Origin of the sequence: Gimesia benthica, assembly GCF_009720525.1 — a bacterium.
Classification (GTDB): Bacteria; Planctomycetota; Planctomycetia; order Planctomycetales; family Planctomycetaceae; genus Gimesia; species Gimesia benthica.
In genome coordinates this window covers 722,508-739,398 of the sequence record NZ_CP043930.1, presented here as the reverse complement: position 1 = coordinate 739,398, position 16,891 = coordinate 722,508, and the positions used below count along the sequence as shown (strand labels likewise).

Here is a 16,891-nt window from a genome sequence, read left to right as displayed (position 1 = left end):
GAAGTCAGACGCTTTCTCCCGATTCAAAGAGGTTTCTCATGCGATCGATCTGTCTGTTTAGTCTGGTGTGTTGTCTGTTCAATTTGATGCTGCTGGAATCCCCGGTTGATGCAGCGATTTTCAGTGGGGAAATCCAGTCAATCTCTGCTGATCAACAACAGGTGGTGATCAAAAATTCGGGTGGAAAAGAAAAAAGTTTTACCGTCCCTGCTTCGATTCCGATTACTTTCAACGGAAAAAATGCTGCTTTCGATCAGTTCAAAACAGGACAGCGAGCCACTGTTTTTACTGACAGTTCTGGCAAGATTACTCGTTTTTCAGTTCGGGAGTCTCTGGAGCCTAAAACAAAACCCCCGTTGGAACGTCCCCGTAAAGAAATGAAAACCAGCCAGAAGGGAACTACTTCTGACGCCAGTCCTGCAGGAAATCAGGGATGGACGCAGTTTCGAGGTCCGAACCGGGCTAATATTTCCACAGAGACCGGGCTGCTGAAGGATTGGAGCCAAAACCCACCCAAACTCCTATGGACTGCTCGCGGGCTGGGCGAAGGATATTCTTCCGTCTCACTCAGTGGCAATCTGGTTTTTACCATGGGAACCAAAGCCAACGAAGAAACAGTATTTGCTATCGATCTGAATACGGGGGAAATTGTCTGGTCGCAGTCCAATGGACCGATCTTTCAGAATAACCAGGGAAATGGACCACGCTCCACTCCAACTGTTGATGGCAACCTGGTTTATGCCCTGGGAGCGAATGGGAATCTTGCCTGCCTCTCCGTACGGGATGGAAACCCCGAGTGGTCAAAGAATATTCTGCAGGAGTTTTCAGCCAGAAATATCGTCTGGGGGATCAGCGAATCTCCTCTCATCGATGGCGATAAGCTGATTTGCACACCTGGAGGACAGGGCGCGACCATGGTTGCACTGAAAAAGCAGGATGGCAGTCTGATCTGGAAATCGGCAGTGCCCTCCAATCCACAGGCTGGATATGCTTCACCGATCAAAATAGATGTTGGAGGTGTCGAGCAATACGTAAATTTCACCCACTCGGGAGTCATGGGAATTGCGGCCGAAAACGGAACGCCTCTCTGGGGCAATGATCGGGCGGCGAATAAGACCGCCAACTGTTCTGCCCCCGTTTTTTATCCTGAGATGAGTTCCGTGTTTTACGCTTCAGGCTATGGAACCGGAGGGGCGCTGCTTAAGTTGTCGGCTGCCCAGAATCGGGTCACTGCGCAGTTGGGTTTCTTTACTCCCGATATGAAAAATCATCATGGTGGGATGGTCCAGATCGACGGTTATCTTTATGGATCGAGCGATCCAGGGGTTCTCACATGTATCAACCTCAGAAACGGTGAGACCGTCTGGCAGGATCGTTCGGTAGGAAAAGGGGCTCTGACTTGTGCTGACGGCCATATTTACATGCGTAGTGAGAAGGGGCCCGTCGCCCTTGTCGAGGTGAACACTAAAGCATATGTGGAAAAAGGACGCTTTGATCAGCCGCAACGGACTGGAAAGCCAGCCTGGCCGCATCCAGTCGTCGCTGACGGGAAGCTTTTTCTGCGCGATCAGGATCTACTGCTCTGCTACGATGTACGTGGTCAGTAGTCGGCAGCCTATTTGTGACTGCACGACATAACTCAGTAAGAAAAAGAATTCACAGACTCTCTGAAAGTGGGGCGTCTGTTTTACCGGTTTAGAATTGAAAGTGAGATCTATGCAGCTTAGAAGTGCTCAGCAAATGATAATCGGTGCGTTCCTCAGTGCGATCGTGCTGGCTCTGGTTTTGGGATCCGTCACCACGTTATCAGCAGCGGATTCTGAGAACGTCCGCCCCAACGTATTGTGGATTACCAGTGAAGACAATGGTCCCCACCTCGGCTGTTATGGGGATGAATACGCGGATACTCCCCATATCGATAAACTCGCTTCGCGGGGAACGATCTATCTCAATTGCTGGTCGAATGCCCCGGTCTGCGCTCCAGCCCGGACCACGCTGATTACCGGGATGTATCCGACTTGCCTGGGGGCCGAACATATGCGAAGTATGGTCAAGCTTCCGAAACAGTTTCTGATGTATCCACAGTACCTGCGTAAAGCCGGTTATTACTGTACCAATAACAGCAAGGAAGATTATAACGTCGAATCTGTGGGAAAGATCTGGGACGAATCCAGCCGGAAGGCTCACTGGAAAAATCGTAAGCCCGGACAACCTTTCTTTGCCGTCTTTAATCACACCATCAGTCATGAGAGTAAAATCCGGAACCGGCCTCATACTCTGGTTCATGATCCTGCGAAAGCACGAGTCCCAGCCTATCATCCGGATACGCCGGAAGTGCGTCACGACTGGGCGCAATACTACGATCGTATAACGGAAATGGACGCGCTGGTGGGGAAAAACCTCAAGGAACTGGCAGAAGCAGGTCTGGCGGATGATACGATCATCTTTTATTACGGCGACCATGGCTCTGGAATGCCGCGCAGCAAACGTTGGCCTTATAACTCGGGGCTGCAGGTGCCACTGGTGATCTACATTCCTCCTAAGTTCCGCAGTCTGGCTTCCCCCGATTATCGGACTGATGGAGAGTCGGATCGTCTGGTCAGCTTTGTTGATTTTGCACCAACATTGTTAAGTTTGACTGGAATCGAACCTCCCGAACACATGCAGGGGTATGCTTTTCTGGGACAATATCAAACCAAGCCTCAGGACTACCTGTTCGGGTTTCGGGGCAGAATGGATGAACGCTACGATCTGGTGCGGTCCGTGCGTAACAAGCGTTTTGTTTACATTCGTAACTATATGCCACACAAGGAATATGGCCAGTACCTGAATTACATGTTCCAGACACCGACCACTCAGGTCTGGAAACGCATGTATGATGCGGGAGAACTTGTCCCACCTCAAACTTATTTCTGGGAAACGAAGCCATCTGATGAGCTTTACGATCTACAGAACGACCAGGACGAAGTCAAAAACCTGGTCGATTCTGACGAGCATCAGGAAGTCTTGAATGAACTTCGCAAAGCACAGCATCAGAAACTGCTGGCGATTCGTGATCTGGGCTTCATGCCGGAGGCGGAAATTCATCGACTGGCGGATGGGAAGGCACCCTATCTGATCGGACATAGTTCCGAGTTGTATCCTCTGCCCGAGATTCTATCGATGGCGGATCTGGCCTCATCGCAAAAAACGAATGCCCAGGCAGAGCTGCTGGCTGGCCTCAAAGATGAGAATGATGTCGTTCGCTACTGGGCCGCGATGGGCTTTCTGATTCGAGGCAAACAGGCAGTGCAGCAGGCTGCACCGCAGTTGAGAGCCGCGTTGCAGGATTCATCGAAGTCTGTACGGTGCATCGCCGCGGAGGCTCTGGGACGCTACGGAAATCAGCAGGATGTCAACGCAGGCGTCGAAACACTGATTTCCCTCGCGAATCAGAAGAAAGATGGACTCTATGTCGCGATGCTGGCTCTGAATGGACTGGATAAACTGGGACCAAAAAAGGTCGCTGCTGTGAAGGAACAGATCGCTAATCTGCCTGTGAAGAATGATCAGGTTAATCGTCGACTGCAAAGCTATGTGGGACGACTGGTCGAACGGCTTCAGGAACAACAGGGACAGAACAAGTAAATAAGTCGAAAATGGAGTGTCAACGTGAAATCGATGTAACGTTGACACTCCTTCTATTCAGCTGATTTACACTTTCTGAATTGTAATCAGGGCCTTCACATTTCCGATGGTGACTTCTTTGCCATCCGTCAGGCTCTGAGACTGATCCAGCTGATCTCCGAGGGTTTCTCCCAGGATGTAATCAGTCCAGTTGGAAACAGCCTGTTCGATCTCTGCTGCCCCCTGCGAATCATATGTGACAATGATCCGATCTTCGATTTCCAGATCGGCTTCTTTGCGAAGCTGTTGAATCTGGCGAACGAAGTCACGGGCCATCCCTTCCTGTTCCAGCTCCGGTGTTAGTTTCGTCGAGATCGCAATCTGGATCCCCTGCTCGTCGGCACTAGCCCAGTCTGCAGCCTGTTCTGTTCCCACCAGAACATCGTCCGGTTCCAGATCGATCTGGTTGCCCGCCAGTTCCAGTGAAACCGATTCACCGCGTCTCAGGGGGCCCAGAACATCATCGCCCAGTTCGGGAAGTTCCTTACGCAACACCCCGAGCAGTTTTCCGAATTTGGGACCCAGTGTTTTCAGGTTCGGTTTATATGTGTAGCTGACCAGTTCATCCAGGTTTTCACAACGGGTAACCTGCTTAATATTCAGTTCCTCTTCCACAGTACTGGCGAGGCTTTCAATCGCTTCAGCCTGTTCTGGGGTTTGGCAGGCATAGCGTAACTCGGCCAGCGGCTGACGGACACGCTGATTCGATTCATCCCGCAGCTTGTGTCCCAGCTTGACCATAATCTGAGCCTGAGCTGAGCGGAAGTTGAGTTTCTCATCCAGCAGTGTGGTGTCACAGGTGGGAAAATCACAAAGGTGCACGCTGGTGGGAGCACTCTTATCCCAACTGGTTACCAGGTTCTGATAAATGCGTTCGGTCAGGAACGGGATGACCGGAGCCAGTGCCTGCGAAAGCGTGACCAGAACTTCATAAAGAGTCTGGTAGGCAGCCAGTTTGTCTGTGTCATTGGCATCCTGTGAACGCCAGAATCGACGACGGTTCCGACGGATATACCAGTTGGAAAGATCGTCAATAAACGTTGTCGCATTCTTGAGGAAGCCGGCATAATTGTAGGCTTCGATCTCGGTCTTGGCAGAGACCAGCAGAGCCTGCAGGTTGGACAGAATCCAGCGGTCAATTTCAGGACGATCTGCAACAGGAACGGCAGCCTGTGAAGGATCAAATTCATCCAGCCGTGCGTAGTTCACAAAGAATGCGTAGGAGTTCCAGAGAGGGATTAATACCTGGCGACGGATTTCGTCGGCAGGTTTACTCTCAACCAGACAGGTTGGTGCTCCTTCGCGGGTCTCTGAGATCGGGCCTTCCGGAGTCTCCAGCGTGACCTGCTCGTCCGGGTTCCGCATTCCAAAACGCAGATCGCTGGCGGGGTTATGTGCCAGGTACATCCAGCGCATTGTGTCGACGCCCAATTGCTCGGCTGCTTCTTCAAACCAGATGGCGGTTCCATCTGATTTGTGCATAGGTTTGCCTTCCTCATTCAACACCAGGCGATATCCCAGCAGTGTTTTGAATGGAGGAGTCCCATCCATCATGGTGGCCATCGATAACAGGGCATAGAACCAGTTGCGGAACTGACCGGGGAAACATTCGGTGACCAGGTCAGCCGGATACCATTTCTCCCACTCTTCCGGGTTGGTGTTGTATTGCATTGTGGAGAAAGGCACGATGCCTGCATCCAGCCAGGGATTTCCCACATCCGGAATACGGGTCATCAGGTTCCCGGTCTTGGGGTTTTTCAGTTTCACCTGATCGATCCAGGGGCGATGCGGCGTGTGCCCCTCGAGTGCTTCCCAACCTTCTACAGCACGTTCCTTGAGTTCATCAAGGGATCCAATGACTTCGAAATCACCAGTTTCCTCGTCTACCCAGATCGGCAGTGCCAGGCCCCAGAATCGTTTTTTGGAGACCATCCAGTCGCGCATGTTGGTCAGCCATTCGAGTTCGTGCTGCTCCCCATCGATACTGGAAGGGACCCAGTCGATCTGGCGGGTGATATCTTTGATCTCTTCGCGCCAGTCCATGTTAATGAACCATTCATCTACCAGGCGGAAAATCAGTTCATCGCCCGTCCGCCAGCAATGCGGATAGATGTGGGGGTACTGTTCGACTGAAACCAGCAGGCCTTTCTCTTTGAGCTTTTCGAAGACCAGTTCCGGAGTCGCAGGATCGATGGCTTCCATTCCAGTGAATTCGCCAAAGCCCTCCTCGAACCGACCATCTTCGCCCAGCGGTGCAATCGCGACCAGCCCGAGTTGTTTGCCAAGCTGGTGGTCGACATCACCACAGCCAGGGGCGGTATGTACGATCCCGGTTCCCTCACCGGCGACTACATGCGGGTTTCCTTTAAAATCGCGTCCACCATCGACAACCTTGTGGCAGGAAATTCCACTTTGATTCAGCAGATTATCGTCACTGGGGTATCCGCCGGGAGTCTGTTGTGCAGGCAGATTATCGAAAGGACCTGTGTATTCCCAGCCCACCATCTCTGCACCTTTGATGGTGTCGACAATCTCATATCCCCCCTGCTCTTTGAAAATCTGAGCCAGGGTTTTCAGTTTGGGAACATCTTTGGGCCAGGACCACTCGGGGCGTCCAAAGCCTTCTTTGTACTCACGACTCAGTCGCTGATACTCGAGGTTGTCCTTGGCGAAGTAGTAAATCGCATCGTCTTTTTTCGCCTTGAGTTTGACGTATTCCAGATCCGGATTGATCGCTGCTGCCACGTTACTGGTCAATGTCCAAGGGGTGGTGGTCCAGATCAGCAGGAATTCGTTTTCCCGGTCTTTCAGTGGGAAGCGGACGAAGATGGATTTGTGGACAGAGAGCTTACGACCATCGGCCACTTCCATCTGGCTGTAGGCACTGCCCCCGCGTCCGGACCAGGGCATCACGTCATGTCCTCGATAAACCTTCCCCCGTTCATAGCACTTCTTGAGGAAGGTCCAGATGGTTTCATTGTTTTCCGTGGAGAAGGTGAAGTAGCTTCCGCCCCATTCCGCATTCCCCAGACGTGAGACCAGCATGTCTGCCCGGTCAGTCACCTGTTTTCCGCTGGGGGTGGTGATGGTAACTTCGGTCTCTTCACCAACGGACTGCGCCAGCTCGCGTAACTGATCTGGATTGTCCCAGTCCATCCAGAAGCCCAGTCGTACAGACTGCTCGGTCTGACGAGCGGCGAACTTCAGTACCCGCTTTTTACATTCGTTGACGAATTTATCGATCCCGTGAGAAACGATTTCCTGTTTGGTGCCATATCCCAGCTCTTTTTCGACCTCCACTTCAACCCAGAGCCCCTGACAGTCGAAGCCGTTCTGGTAGCGGAGTTCATGGCCCGTCATCGCGTAATAGCGTTGATAGGCGTCTTTGTAGGTTCTTCCCCAGGCATGGTGCACGCCCATGGGGTTGTTGGCGGTCATCGGACCGTCAAGAAAACTCCATTTGGGTTTTCCCTGATTCTTCCGGCGGAGCTGGGTAAACGTCTGGTTCTCTTCCCAGAATTTGAGGATTTCGTGTTCACCTTTGATGAAGCTGGCATCAGTAACTTTTTGAAACATCGGAAGATCTTATTGTGTTTTCTGGTCTGAAATCGGTTTGTGGGAATTTGGAAAAAGATCAGCAGCAGGAACTACTGTCAGTACCATTTCAAATAATGATTCATTACGCTGACGCGTACCTGCGATAAGCAGAAGTATAATAACGGGAATGCGTTAAGTATTACATAGTCAGCGCTGGCTTGCGAGTGCTGTAAATTCGTATTTGTAACTGTTTTGTCAGTTTTTTACCAGTTTGAGTACCTGAATGTCATCTTCCTCTGAACCCCTGATGCATGTCGTCCTCTATCAGCCGGATATCCCGCAAAATACAGGGAATATCGGTCGCACCTGCGTGGCGGTGGGAGCGAAACTCTGGCTCGTTCGTCCCCTGGGGTTCAAACTGGACGCAAAACATTTGAGGCGAGCCGGGATGGATTACTGGCAACACCTGAACTGGGAAGCTGTTGACAGCCTGCAGGAGGTACAGGAACGGCTCTCTGACAGGACATGGTGGAAGCTGACCAAGTTCGCAACCCGATTGCTCTGGGATGCTGAATTTGAGCCAGGACACGTCCTCCTGTTCGGAAGCGAAAGTAATGGTCTGCCTCCCAGCGTCAGGGACGCGTCCCCCGAATGTAATCTGAAACTGCCGATGTATGAAGAGGTCCGCAGTCTCAATCTTGCCAGTACAGCGAATACCGTCATGTACGAAGCAGTCCGTCAGTTCGGGGGACTTCCCTGAATCGATTATTTGCCGCGGCCCGTTACCGGATACTGCGGATCCTGGAAACCTTTTCCGCTGTGTTCTCCCGGGGGAACCAGTGAGTTGATGAATTCTTCGTCTTCGGCTGTGATTTCAACGTCGAGGCATCCCATGTTATCTTCATACTGTTCCATGGTGCGCGGACCAATGATGATCGATGTCAGAATAGGATTGGCCAGGCACCAGGCGAGCGCGAAATTCGTCATCGAAACGCCTTTTTTGTCGCAATAGGCTGAGATTTCCTGCGAAAGTTCGATGCTGACATCGCGAAGTTCCGCTTCGTTCATCCGCTTATCATTGCGGGAGGCCCGACTGCCTTCCGGGAATGGTTTGCCGGCCTGGTACTTACCCGTCAGGATGCCACGTGCCAGCGGACTGTAACTGACAACACCGATCCCCTTCTCCTGACAGAGTGGCAGCAGTTCCACTTCGATGTCTCGGTTCATGATGTTGTAAAGCGGCTGAACACAACTGAAGGAATATAGGTTGCGCACATCGCTCGTCCAGAGAGCCTCGGCTAAACGCCAGGCACGGAAGTTCGAGCAGGCGATATAGCGGACCTTACCAGAGCGGACCATGTCATCCAGAGTGCGGAGCGTTTCTTCGATCGGAGTCTGATAGTCGGGGGTGTGCACATAATAGATATCGACGTAATCGGTCTGCATCCGCTGCAGACTGCGATCGAGTTCCCGCATCAAATGAACTCGGCTGGCTCCCGCATCGTTGGGCCCATCTCCCATGGGCGCCCGTCCTTTGGTGGCCAGAACGACTTTATCACGGCGGTCGACCAATGCCTTACCGACAACGGTTTCGGAGCCACCTGTACTGTACATGTTTGCGGTGTCGAAGAAGTTGATTCCCTGATCAATGGCCTTATGCATGATGGAGATGGAGTCAGCCTCGCTGGTGGGGCCACCGAACATCATCGTGCCCAGACAGACGGGAGAGACACGTACACCAGCTTTTCCTAAGTTACGGTAATCCATAATTGTCGTTCCTGAAGTTGAAATAGGGTTTTTAATGCCAGTCTTCTGCTGGTCTATCTTCGAGTTTTGCAACAGATTTCTCAAGGCACAGGTGATTTCCTGTTACATGAGTGGTTGAAGATTTGATCAATGCCTGTTAAAATAGTATTTTCCACCTTGGACTTACAACTCAGCCGCTGATCTAGAATCACTTCAAATCAGGAACGATTAGAGTGGATTGCGGCATTCAGAGAGTGAATATCTCAATTTTCTAAGTTTTAGAAGTAGATACGAAAGGCATTGCTTCGAATGGGAACCAAGAAGACCGGTAAAGGACGTCGAAAAATTGGTCGTAAAAAACGACGTGCAAGAGCTAAGATCAGACACCGCAAGGACTAGTCGCCAGGCTGGACCAGAATAAAAAAGATTCGCTGTTCTGGAATATTTGCTTTTTCAAAGCACATCACAAAATACCAGTGAATCTGCTGCCCCCTGTTTTCTTTCGAAACAGGTGTGTAATGCGCCTAGCAAAAACGGGGCTGAATTGACAGGCCCCGTTTTCGATGCGCTGGGGTGTAATTGACACCCTTTTTTTGCTTACCAGTATTTCTCGAAGTGGATATTTCCCGGGCTCTTCGGGGTTGAGAGTTTGTATCCCTGCTCGGTAAGCAGTTCAACCATCCCCTTGGATTCAGGGAAAACCAACTCTCCCTGATCGTTTTTCTCGGGTAGACCAATCATGGAAGGATTGCCACAGAGAAAAACGTGTGTCTTTCCAGGTTCGGGCGACCAGCCAAACTGCGATTCGAATTTCTCCGGTACGATCATATCCTGCAGGTACTGTTTCCCCACGTATTGAGGATGATTTGAATCGATATTTTCCGGTTCACGGGTCGTGAATGATCCGTAGTGGTAGTTCGGATACTTTTCCTGCAACTGTTTCTGCTGATCGAGGTAACCCAGGTCACCTCGATAGCGAACACAAGTCATTGATACGATTTGCCCGGTATGTCCACGTTTGAGTAATTCAATCGTCATGGAATTATGCGGGGCCTCGCCAGTTCCGGTTCCGGCAAAAATGACGTTATCTTCAGGTTCGACTGGTTTGAGTGTGTATGTGCCGACCGGTTTTTTACCAAGATGCAGTCGATCGCCTTCTTTCAGATTGAACAGGCGGGGAGTCAACGGTGGATCATCAGTGTCGGGCCGCAGAACCAGAGTGATATAAAATTCCAGGTAATCAATCTCGTCATTGGCCAGGAGATCTCCCTGGACGTCAAGCATAGGGCATGAAATCGAATATGCGCGGCGGATCAGTTTCTGCTTCGCTAATTCTGCGAGAGGTCCGCCATCGACTCGATGTTCCCAGGAACCGAGGCCCAGGGTTGTATATTGGCCCCCTGAGAAGCGGGGAACCTCTGCATCAGGCTTCACACGCATGATCATGAGATGCGCGTGAGGCATGCGCAAATCTTGGACTGTTGCGTTGTAATACTTGTTGCGTAGTTCTTCTATTTCAGCATTCGATTGCCCGGTCGGAGGATTCGATGGATTCATGACTCTCCCTGTGGCGCTTAATTCCAAACCAGTACAACTGGTGGGGGATATTGAATTATCTGGATTTTACCTGCTGGGCCTGACTCTGTATCTGCAACTTCAAAGAACGGCATACATTGAGCTGAGCAACAGGATAAAATGATGTATATAGCAACTAAAGGCTCACTCCTCTATCACTTTTTTGAAACGGATTGTCAAGGCTGATCTACCCTTTCTGCAGGGAGCACGGGAGATCAAATCTGATAGTTTCAGACTGTCACAATTGAAGCGAATCGAGTTTGAATGCTGTATTGAATACTCCAGTCAGGGAAGGCACGTATTCTGTACTGATCGGAAAAATCAAGACGGCTTGTTGTCTGCCTGATTTTCTCCTGATTTTGTTCCCTGGACATTCACGCCACTGCCGATCAGTAAATTGTGATCATAGCACCAGCGGTAGAAACTCCCTGTTTTTTCCGGAGGGAGTATTTTGAGCTGTTCAAAACCAGCTTCTTTAAACCAGCCTTGTAATTCGTCTACAGTGTGATGGTACTGGTAAGCAGGCGCGAACCAGTCAAAGGTATCGCAGACCCGGTTTTCCCAGTTGGGGTGGTTGCTGAAATTCACGACCTTGTTCAAGGTTTTATTGATCACAGGAATCCCACCCAGCCATGCTCCCAGGCGGCACCAGGGCTCCAGTTTTTCCGGGGACATGCGCGTAGTGATTTTTCGCAGCCCGGAATTGATGCCTTCCTGCCACCATTGATTTTTCCGATAGAGCCAGACGGAGTACTTACCTCCCGGCTTGACCATCCGGGCTACTGCGTCGAATACGGCCCGGGTATCTTTATCATGGTGCATCACGCCGATTGAAAAAACGAAATCAAATGACTCCGGTTCAAAGGGGAGGTGCTTCAAGTCAGCTTGAACCAGGTGTACCTGATCGAGGTGGCTGCAGAGTTTATTCGCTTTTTCGACTGCAGTTGTGTGGTCTGCACCAAAGACAATCCCCCCTGCCTCGGCAGCGACCTTGCTGTAACGGCCTCCGCCGCAACCTGCATCCAGGATGCGAAGACCGTTTAAGTCGCTGAGCTCCATTCCGGTTTTGGCTGTAAATGTCGCCTGGTCTTCATCATCATGAGCGACTTCATATTTGTTCCACTGCAGACCGAAGCTGGAGAGATGCTCCTGCTCTACAAAGCGAGGAATCCCATTTATAACCGGATACGTTTTTTCTGTGGTTGGCGAATTGAGGTTCGCTTGTGATTCATCCAGAACCAGAGGAGAGCCGTCTGTTGGATCCCGTAAGATTTCGAGGAGTTCCTGAGAAAGAAATGATTGCGGGGATGTTTCTTTCTTCATGGAATTCAGGTGCTTCTTAGTTGGCTTGTTGAAACATGTATGTGTGAGACGTGGCTTAAAAATCAATTTCCATCAGATCTTCACCGAGTATTGTATTCGGAAAGATCTTCTGGGCAACTTCAATTCCTACCGGATCATCGCCGGTCTGCTGAGGATCAATATGTGTCAGTACCAGCTTTCCAACGCCGGCATCTCGTGCCAGTTGTGCAACAGGGGTTGTGTGGCTGTGTCCGGTTTTATCAGCCCATTCAGCCTGCTCGTCTGGAAAATAACATTCATGGATGAGCAGGTCGACACCTTTGACAAATTCAAGATGCTGATCAGGATGGGATGTGTCTGTAACGTAAGCCAGAGAATGACCGGGCCAGTCGATTCGATAGCCGACGGACCCTCCTGGATGTTCCAGGTCGATGTGACGGAGAGTGCCCTGCTCCGGAACCGAGACCTGTTCAGGTAGGGTGATGAATTCGTAATCGGGAAGCAGCGGGAAAATTTCTTCGCTGAACAAGTGAGTCTGAATGGCATCCAGCTTGGAAGCTTCGCCATAGACTTTGACAGAATCAACCTGTCCGGTCAGCATGGGAACCAGAAAGAATGAGAGTCCGACAATATGGTCCAGGTGCGCGTGTGTCAGAAAGATCTGCAGGTCGCGGGTTTGCATGTACTGGGGAACGCGAAAGAAACTGGTTCCTGCATCAAAGATGATCCCGGACTCCGGCAGCATCAGACAGGCGGTATGTCGACGATCATTCGGGTGGTATCCGCCTGTTCCCAGCAACACGATACGCATTGTCTTACTCCCTCACCACTCATCATGAAAATGCCCGTTAATAAAGTGTTATTATGGCTTTATTAACGGGCAAATGGATAGTCTGGCTACAGTGGAACCAGCCAGGTGATTCGAAGAGACCCGCTGAGGGGCTTACGAATCGAGGCGACGCTCACGAATCCAGTCGGTGTGGAACGTGCCTTCTTCGTCAATCCGCTGATAGGTGTGAGCACCGAAGTAGTCACGTTGAGCCTGCAGCAGGTTGGCAGGCAGTCGTGCCTGACGATAGCCATCATAGTAGCTCAGAGCTGCTGTGAAGCTGGGAACTGGCAGGCCAAGTTCGACAGCAGTGGCCACAACACGACGCCAGCTGGGCTGGGCTTTTTCAACAGCATTGCGGAAGAAGTCGTCCAGCAGGAGGTTTTCCAGTTCCGGATTTTTGTCGAACGCGGCTTTAATGTCCTGCAGGAAGGTTGAGCGAATGATACAACCACCACGCCAGAGCAGAGCGATGTCGCCGTTGTTGAGTTTCCAGCCGAAGTGTTCTGCGGCGGAGTTCAACTGTACGTAGCCTTGAGCGTAGCTACACAGTTTAGATGCGTAGAGTGCCTGGCGAACGTCTTCGATGAACTGATCCCGGTCACCTTCGAATTTTTTCTCGGGACCGCTCAGGATTTTCGAAGCCCGGACGCGTGCTTCTTTCTGGGCTGACAGGCAACGGGCGTAAACAGCTTCGGTAATCAGTGTGGTGGGAACACCCAGATCCAGAGCGTGCTGGCTCATCCACTTACCGGTACCCTTCTGTTTGGCGGTGTCCAGGATCTTATCGACCAGATAGTCACCGGTTTCTCCATCCAGGACGGTGAAGATATCGCGGGTGATTTCGATCAGGTAACTTTCAAGTTCGCCACGATTCCATTCATCAAAGACTTTGTAGAGCTCTTCATTTGTGAGGCCCAGGGCATGCTTCAGAATGTAGTATGATTCGCAGATCAGCTGCATATCACCGTATTCGATACCGTTGTGAACCATTTTCACGTAATGGCCGGCACCCGCTTCTCCTACCCATTCACAGCAGGGAATATCGTTGTTTTCACCAACCTTGGCAGAGATATCCTGCAGAATCGATTTGACGTGAGGCCAGCCGTCGGGGGAACCACCGGGCATGATGCTGGGGCCTTTGAGTGCCCCTTCTTCACCACCGGAAACACCGGTGCCGATAAACAGGAGTCCTGCATCTTCGACTTCTTTGGTCCGTCGATTGGTATCATCAAAGTGTGTGTTTCCACCGTCAATGATGATATCGCCAGGGCTGAGCATGCCTTTCAGGTCGTCGATAATGGCATCAACAGCAGGGCCGGCTTTAACCATCAGCATGACTTTACGAGGAGTAGCCAGGTTATCGACCAGCTCTTGCAGGGTATGGTAACCCGTAATCTGCTGTTCATCTGTTTTCTGGCTGACGAATTCGTCTGTGGTGCTCGTGGTACGGTTGAATACACCAACGGAATAACCGTGATTGGCCATATTCAAGACCAGGTTTTGTCCCATCACTGCCAGGCCGACCAGGCCGATATCGTGTTTTGACATGGAAATTTCTTCTTCGCTTATGATGTTCTGTGATTAAATGATACTGTGACTGTTATGTCATTCCTGAGCTCAGGATCGTCTCTGGTTTACTTCTTCCAGGGAGGGAGTTCCGGCAGGTAACTGTCGAATTCAGCAATCAGTTTCGCCTGATATTCTCCTGCAAATTCACCGTTCAGGAATTTGTCGCAGGCTTCGCCGATGAAACGTTCCCAACTGGCTTCTTCTGCGCCAGGGTTGATCGGGTAGAAAAGTGCTCCTACAGCTTCCGCGGCTTTCATGTCGCCGGGAGCATCGCCGATCATCAGGACTTTATTTTCTTCGTATCCAAAGTTCTTTGCCTGACCCAGTGTTTCTTTTTTGCTGCCTGCCTCCTGGCCGCAAATCGCATCAACGTATTGTGCGATGTCGTGTTCTTCCCACTCTTTATTGAGTGCTTCGTTGGGAGTCGCAGAGCAGACAATCATGTCAGCGACCGGATCCAGTTTGATGAGGCTTTCGCGAACATTTGGATAAGGGGGCACATCGTGCACCATATCGGCGATCATCTCGTTGACTGCAAGTGACCATTTCAGAGCCAGTTCCAGGTCAGCATCTTTGGTTTTCTCAACTTCGGCAGCCAGAGTGGGATTACCGAGTTTGGTTTCCCGTTCGATCCAGTCTCTCACACCCTGGAGACGCGGAATCGTGACGTTCCGGGAAATGACTTCCGGGCGCTCTTCCAGCAGGTCAAGAGCCAGAGTGTAGGAAATGAAACGGTTGGCCCCACGCCATTTGGAGTAGAGGTTCGTGAACTCAGCCGCTTCACGAGCATACTTGGAAATGGGTTGCAGGCCAAAATAGTTGATAAAGTTAGGAATGAAACACTCTTTGTGTTTTATTTCCATGGAATCGAAGGCACACCCGTCTGAGTCGATGCCGATCAGAAACTCACTCTTCTTCTCAAACTTGGTATCCAGAGGATTATCCGACACAATTGTCTCCCGTATGTATTAAATAGCTTGTGTATGTAGAGGTTTATCTGTCTGCCTGGGGAACGTACTTAGGCAGTTTCTGGTCCGAGAACAGCGGCTGCAGTTGAGCCAGTCTCATCCGCCCATTGATCATGGGGATGCTGGGCCAGTCGTTGCCGACCAGAGGCTTACAGTATTTGACGAAATCGTCAGTCACGTCCATCCCGTCGGCTGTAATCCAGTTTTTAGGGAAGGTACGTTCGCTGTTCGCGACTTCGGGCAGTGGTACCTTGTCGTAACGGACATTGTATCCCGGGCCTTCAGCACGGAGAATGGTTGACATGTAACCTGATTCTCCAGCGGCGGCCAGCAGGGCTGCTTTCTGACCTGCACCGTACGCTTCATCCAGGTCAACGGTAGAAGCGTAAGCGATGTTATGACGCTGGTCAGTTCCCGGAACGTTGGCCCGGGCAGCGCCTTTCACAGCCAGTCCCCGCTCATTTAATTCATTGACCAGCAACTGGGCTACCGTCAGCTGGCTGGAGCTGAACTGGGTGTGTCCGAAGGAGTCTTTCGTTTCCCCGATATCGCCCAGGGAGAGCCCTTCACTGACAACTACGATCAGACGGCCGTCTTTGCGCAGCTGGTCGTTGACCTGTGCATGGATCTGTTCGATGCTGATCGGATTTTCTGCAAGATAAATCTGCATCGGGATCTTGCGCTGAGGGTCTGCCAGTCGGGCAGCAGCCGGGATAAAGCCGATTTTACGTCCCATGGCCTGGAGTACCAGCACAGGGTCGGCAGGACAACTGCCCCGGTTTTCTTCATTGGCCATCTGGACCATGCTCATCCAGTAGCGGGCGGTACTACCGTACCCGGGAGTGTGGTCGATCAGTTTAAATTCGCTGTCTCCCACATCGTTATCAATGGTTTTGGGAACTCCGATGCCAACCACGTCCACGCCCCGCTCTGTTGCCATCTGAGCGACTTTATTGGCGGTGTCCATGGAGTCATTTCCGCCGATGTAGCAGAAATAGCCGATGTTGTGAGCCTTGAAAACTTCAACGATCCGATCGAAGTCTTCATTCTGATGATCTTTCAGCTTGTAACGGCAGGTTCCCACGGAACCGGCGGCAGGCGTGACCCGCAGCAGAGCGATTTCTTCAGGAGACTGGCTGCTCAGATTCAGCAGTTCTTCTTTGAGCACACCTTCGATGCCATGCCAGCCAGCGTAGATTGTGCCGATTTCGGGAAGATCTCTCGCAGTTTCGACTAAACCTCTCAGGCTGTTGTTGATGACCGGTGAAGGACCACCAGACTGGGCCACGATCATATTCTTGGGACTTGCCACGTTTTCTCCTCACTCTGCTGTAGTCTATTCATTGAAATACCCTTTCCTCACCGGAACTGGGGTATCTCTGACGGATACTTTAAACACGCATGAATTGATCATTCTGATAGCTACGGTCGGAAACAGACCGGCAGTGTCGTGTTGAATTTCAGGAAAATTCCGCGAGTGTCAGAATGATCGATTCCTTACAAATCAATTAAGGCGTTTACGAACGCTTCCCACAGTTATTCAGGCGAATGTCAGAAGGCTTGTGTGGTAAAGTGTTAATCTGAAATAGGTTGCGATTAACAATTCCGTTTCCTGAGCGGGCGGAAGATAGCCTCTGTACAGTGTGGGTGATCTCGTTAAAAGACTCACAAAGACTTGTTTTCACTCACTAATTCG

General features: G+C 51.1%; 11 protein-coding genes. 3 read left to right on the top strand and 8 right to left on the bottom strand.

Features of this window, described 5'->3' with window-relative positions:
• The first annotated feature begins 38 nt into the window (after positions 1-38).
• A complete protein-coding gene (locus tag F1728_RS02950; RefSeq protein ID WP_155362831.1) occupies positions 39-1,607 on the top strand; it encodes a PQQ-binding-like beta-propeller repeat protein in 1,569 nt (522 codons plus the stop codon).
• A gap of 133 nt (positions 1,608-1,740) precedes the next feature.
• Positions 1,741-3,627, top strand: a complete 1,887-nt coding sequence (locus F1728_RS02945) for a sulfatase-like hydrolase/transferase (protein ID WP_155362830.1) — start codon at positions 1,741-1,743, stop codon at positions 3,625-3,627.
• 66 nt (positions 3,628-3,693) lie between these two features.
• Here F1728_RS02945 and F1728_RS02940 read toward each other — a convergent pair whose 3' ends face one another.
• Positions 3,694-7,242: a class I tRNA ligase family protein gene (locus tag F1728_RS02940; RefSeq protein ID WP_155362829.1), complete on the bottom strand. Its 3,549-nt coding sequence runs from the start codon at positions 7,240-7,242 to the stop codon at positions 3,694-3,696.
• Between the two features lie 244 nt (positions 7,243-7,486).
• On the opposite strand from F1728_RS02940, the gene F1728_RS02935 reads away from it, so the two are divergent.
• Positions 7,487-7,963, top strand: coding sequence for a tRNA (cytidine(34)-2'-O)-methyltransferase (locus tag F1728_RS02935; RefSeq protein WP_155362828.1), 477 nt, complete (start codon positions 7,487-7,489; stop codon positions 7,961-7,963).
• Positions 7,964-7,968: 5 nt separating this feature from the next.
• Here F1728_RS02935 and F1728_RS02930 read toward each other — a convergent pair whose 3' ends face one another.
• The 7 genes from F1728_RS02930 to F1728_RS02900 all read right to left on the bottom strand — a co-directional run bounded on the left by F1728_RS02930 (position 7,969) and on the right by F1728_RS02900 (position 16,507).
• A complete protein-coding gene (locus tag F1728_RS02930; RefSeq protein ID WP_145440492.1) occupies positions 7,969-8,970 on the bottom strand; it encodes an aldo/keto reductase in 1,002 nt (333 codons plus the stop codon).
• A 576-nt stretch (positions 8,971-9,546) separates the two neighbouring features.
• On the bottom strand, positions 9,547-10,506 hold the full coding sequence (locus tag F1728_RS02925; protein WP_155362827.1) for a ferredoxin--NADP reductase: 960 nt from the start codon (positions 10,504-10,506) through the stop codon (positions 9,547-9,549).
• A 339-nt stretch (positions 10,507-10,845) separates the two neighbouring features.
• The gene (locus F1728_RS02920; protein ID WP_155362826.1) at positions 10,846-11,847 is read right to left on the bottom strand and encodes a methyltransferase domain-containing protein; all 1,002 of its coding nucleotides are present in this window, start codon (positions 11,845-11,847) and stop codon (positions 10,846-10,848) included.
• 55 nt (positions 11,848-11,902) lie between these two features.
• Positions 11,903-12,637, bottom strand: coding sequence for an MBL fold metallo-hydrolase (locus F1728_RS02915; RefSeq protein ID WP_155362825.1), 735 nt, complete (start codon positions 12,635-12,637; stop codon positions 11,903-11,905).
• 132 nt (positions 12,638-12,769) lie between these two features.
• Positions 12,770-14,206 carry a decarboxylating NADP(+)-dependent phosphogluconate dehydrogenase gene (gene gnd / locus F1728_RS02910; protein ID WP_155362824.1) on the bottom strand — a complete coding sequence of 479 codons (1,437 nt, stop codon included), beginning with the start codon at positions 14,204-14,206 and terminating at the stop codon, positions 12,770-12,772.
• Positions 14,207-14,292: 86 nt separating this feature from the next.
• A complete protein-coding gene (locus F1728_RS02905; RefSeq protein ID WP_145183607.1) occupies positions 14,293-15,177 on the bottom strand; it encodes an HAD family hydrolase in 885 nt (294 codons plus the stop codon).
• A gap of 43 nt (positions 15,178-15,220) precedes the next feature.
• A complete protein-coding gene (locus F1728_RS02900) occupies positions 15,221-16,507 on the bottom strand; it encodes a diphosphate--fructose-6-phosphate 1-phosphotransferase (protein ID WP_228030483.1) in 1,287 nt (428 codons plus the stop codon).
• Positions 16,508-16,891: the final 384 nt, after the last annotated feature.

Excerpts from the sequence above, each read along its gene's own strand:
- F1728_RS02950 (WP_155362831.1), top strand. The coding sequence starts at position 39 with ATGCGATCGATCTGTCTGTTTAGTCTGGTGTGTTGTCTGTTCAATTTG.
- F1728_RS02940 (WP_155362829.1), bottom strand. The coding sequence starts at position 7,242 with ATGTTTCAAAAAGTTACTGATGCCAGCTTCATCAAAGGTGAACACGAA.
- F1728_RS02925 (WP_155362827.1), bottom strand. The coding sequence starts at position 10,506 with ATGAATCCATCGAATCCTCCGACCGGGCAATCGAATGCTGAAATAGAA.
- F1728_RS02920 (WP_155362826.1), bottom strand. The coding sequence starts at position 11,847 with ATGAAGAAAGAAACATCCCCGCAATCATTTCTTTCTCAGGAACTCCTC.
- F1728_RS02915 (WP_155362825.1), bottom strand. The coding sequence starts at position 12,637 with ATGCGTATCGTGTTGCTGGGAACAGGCGGATACCACCCGAATGATCGT.
- gnd (WP_155362824.1), bottom strand. The coding sequence starts at position 14,206 with ATGTCAAAACACGATATCGGCCTGGTCGGCCTGGCAGTGATGGGACAA.
- F1728_RS02935 (WP_155362828.1), top strand. The coding sequence starts at position 7,487 with ATGTCATCTTCCTCTGAACCCCTGATGCATGTCGTCCTCTATCAGCCG.
- F1728_RS02930 (WP_145440492.1), bottom strand. The coding sequence starts at position 8,970 with ATGGATTACCGTAACTTAGGAAAAGCTGGTGTACGTGTCTCTCCCGTC.
- F1728_RS02945 (WP_155362830.1), top strand. The coding sequence starts at position 1,741 with ATGATAATCGGTGCGTTCCTCAGTGCGATCGTGCTGGCTCTGGTTTTG.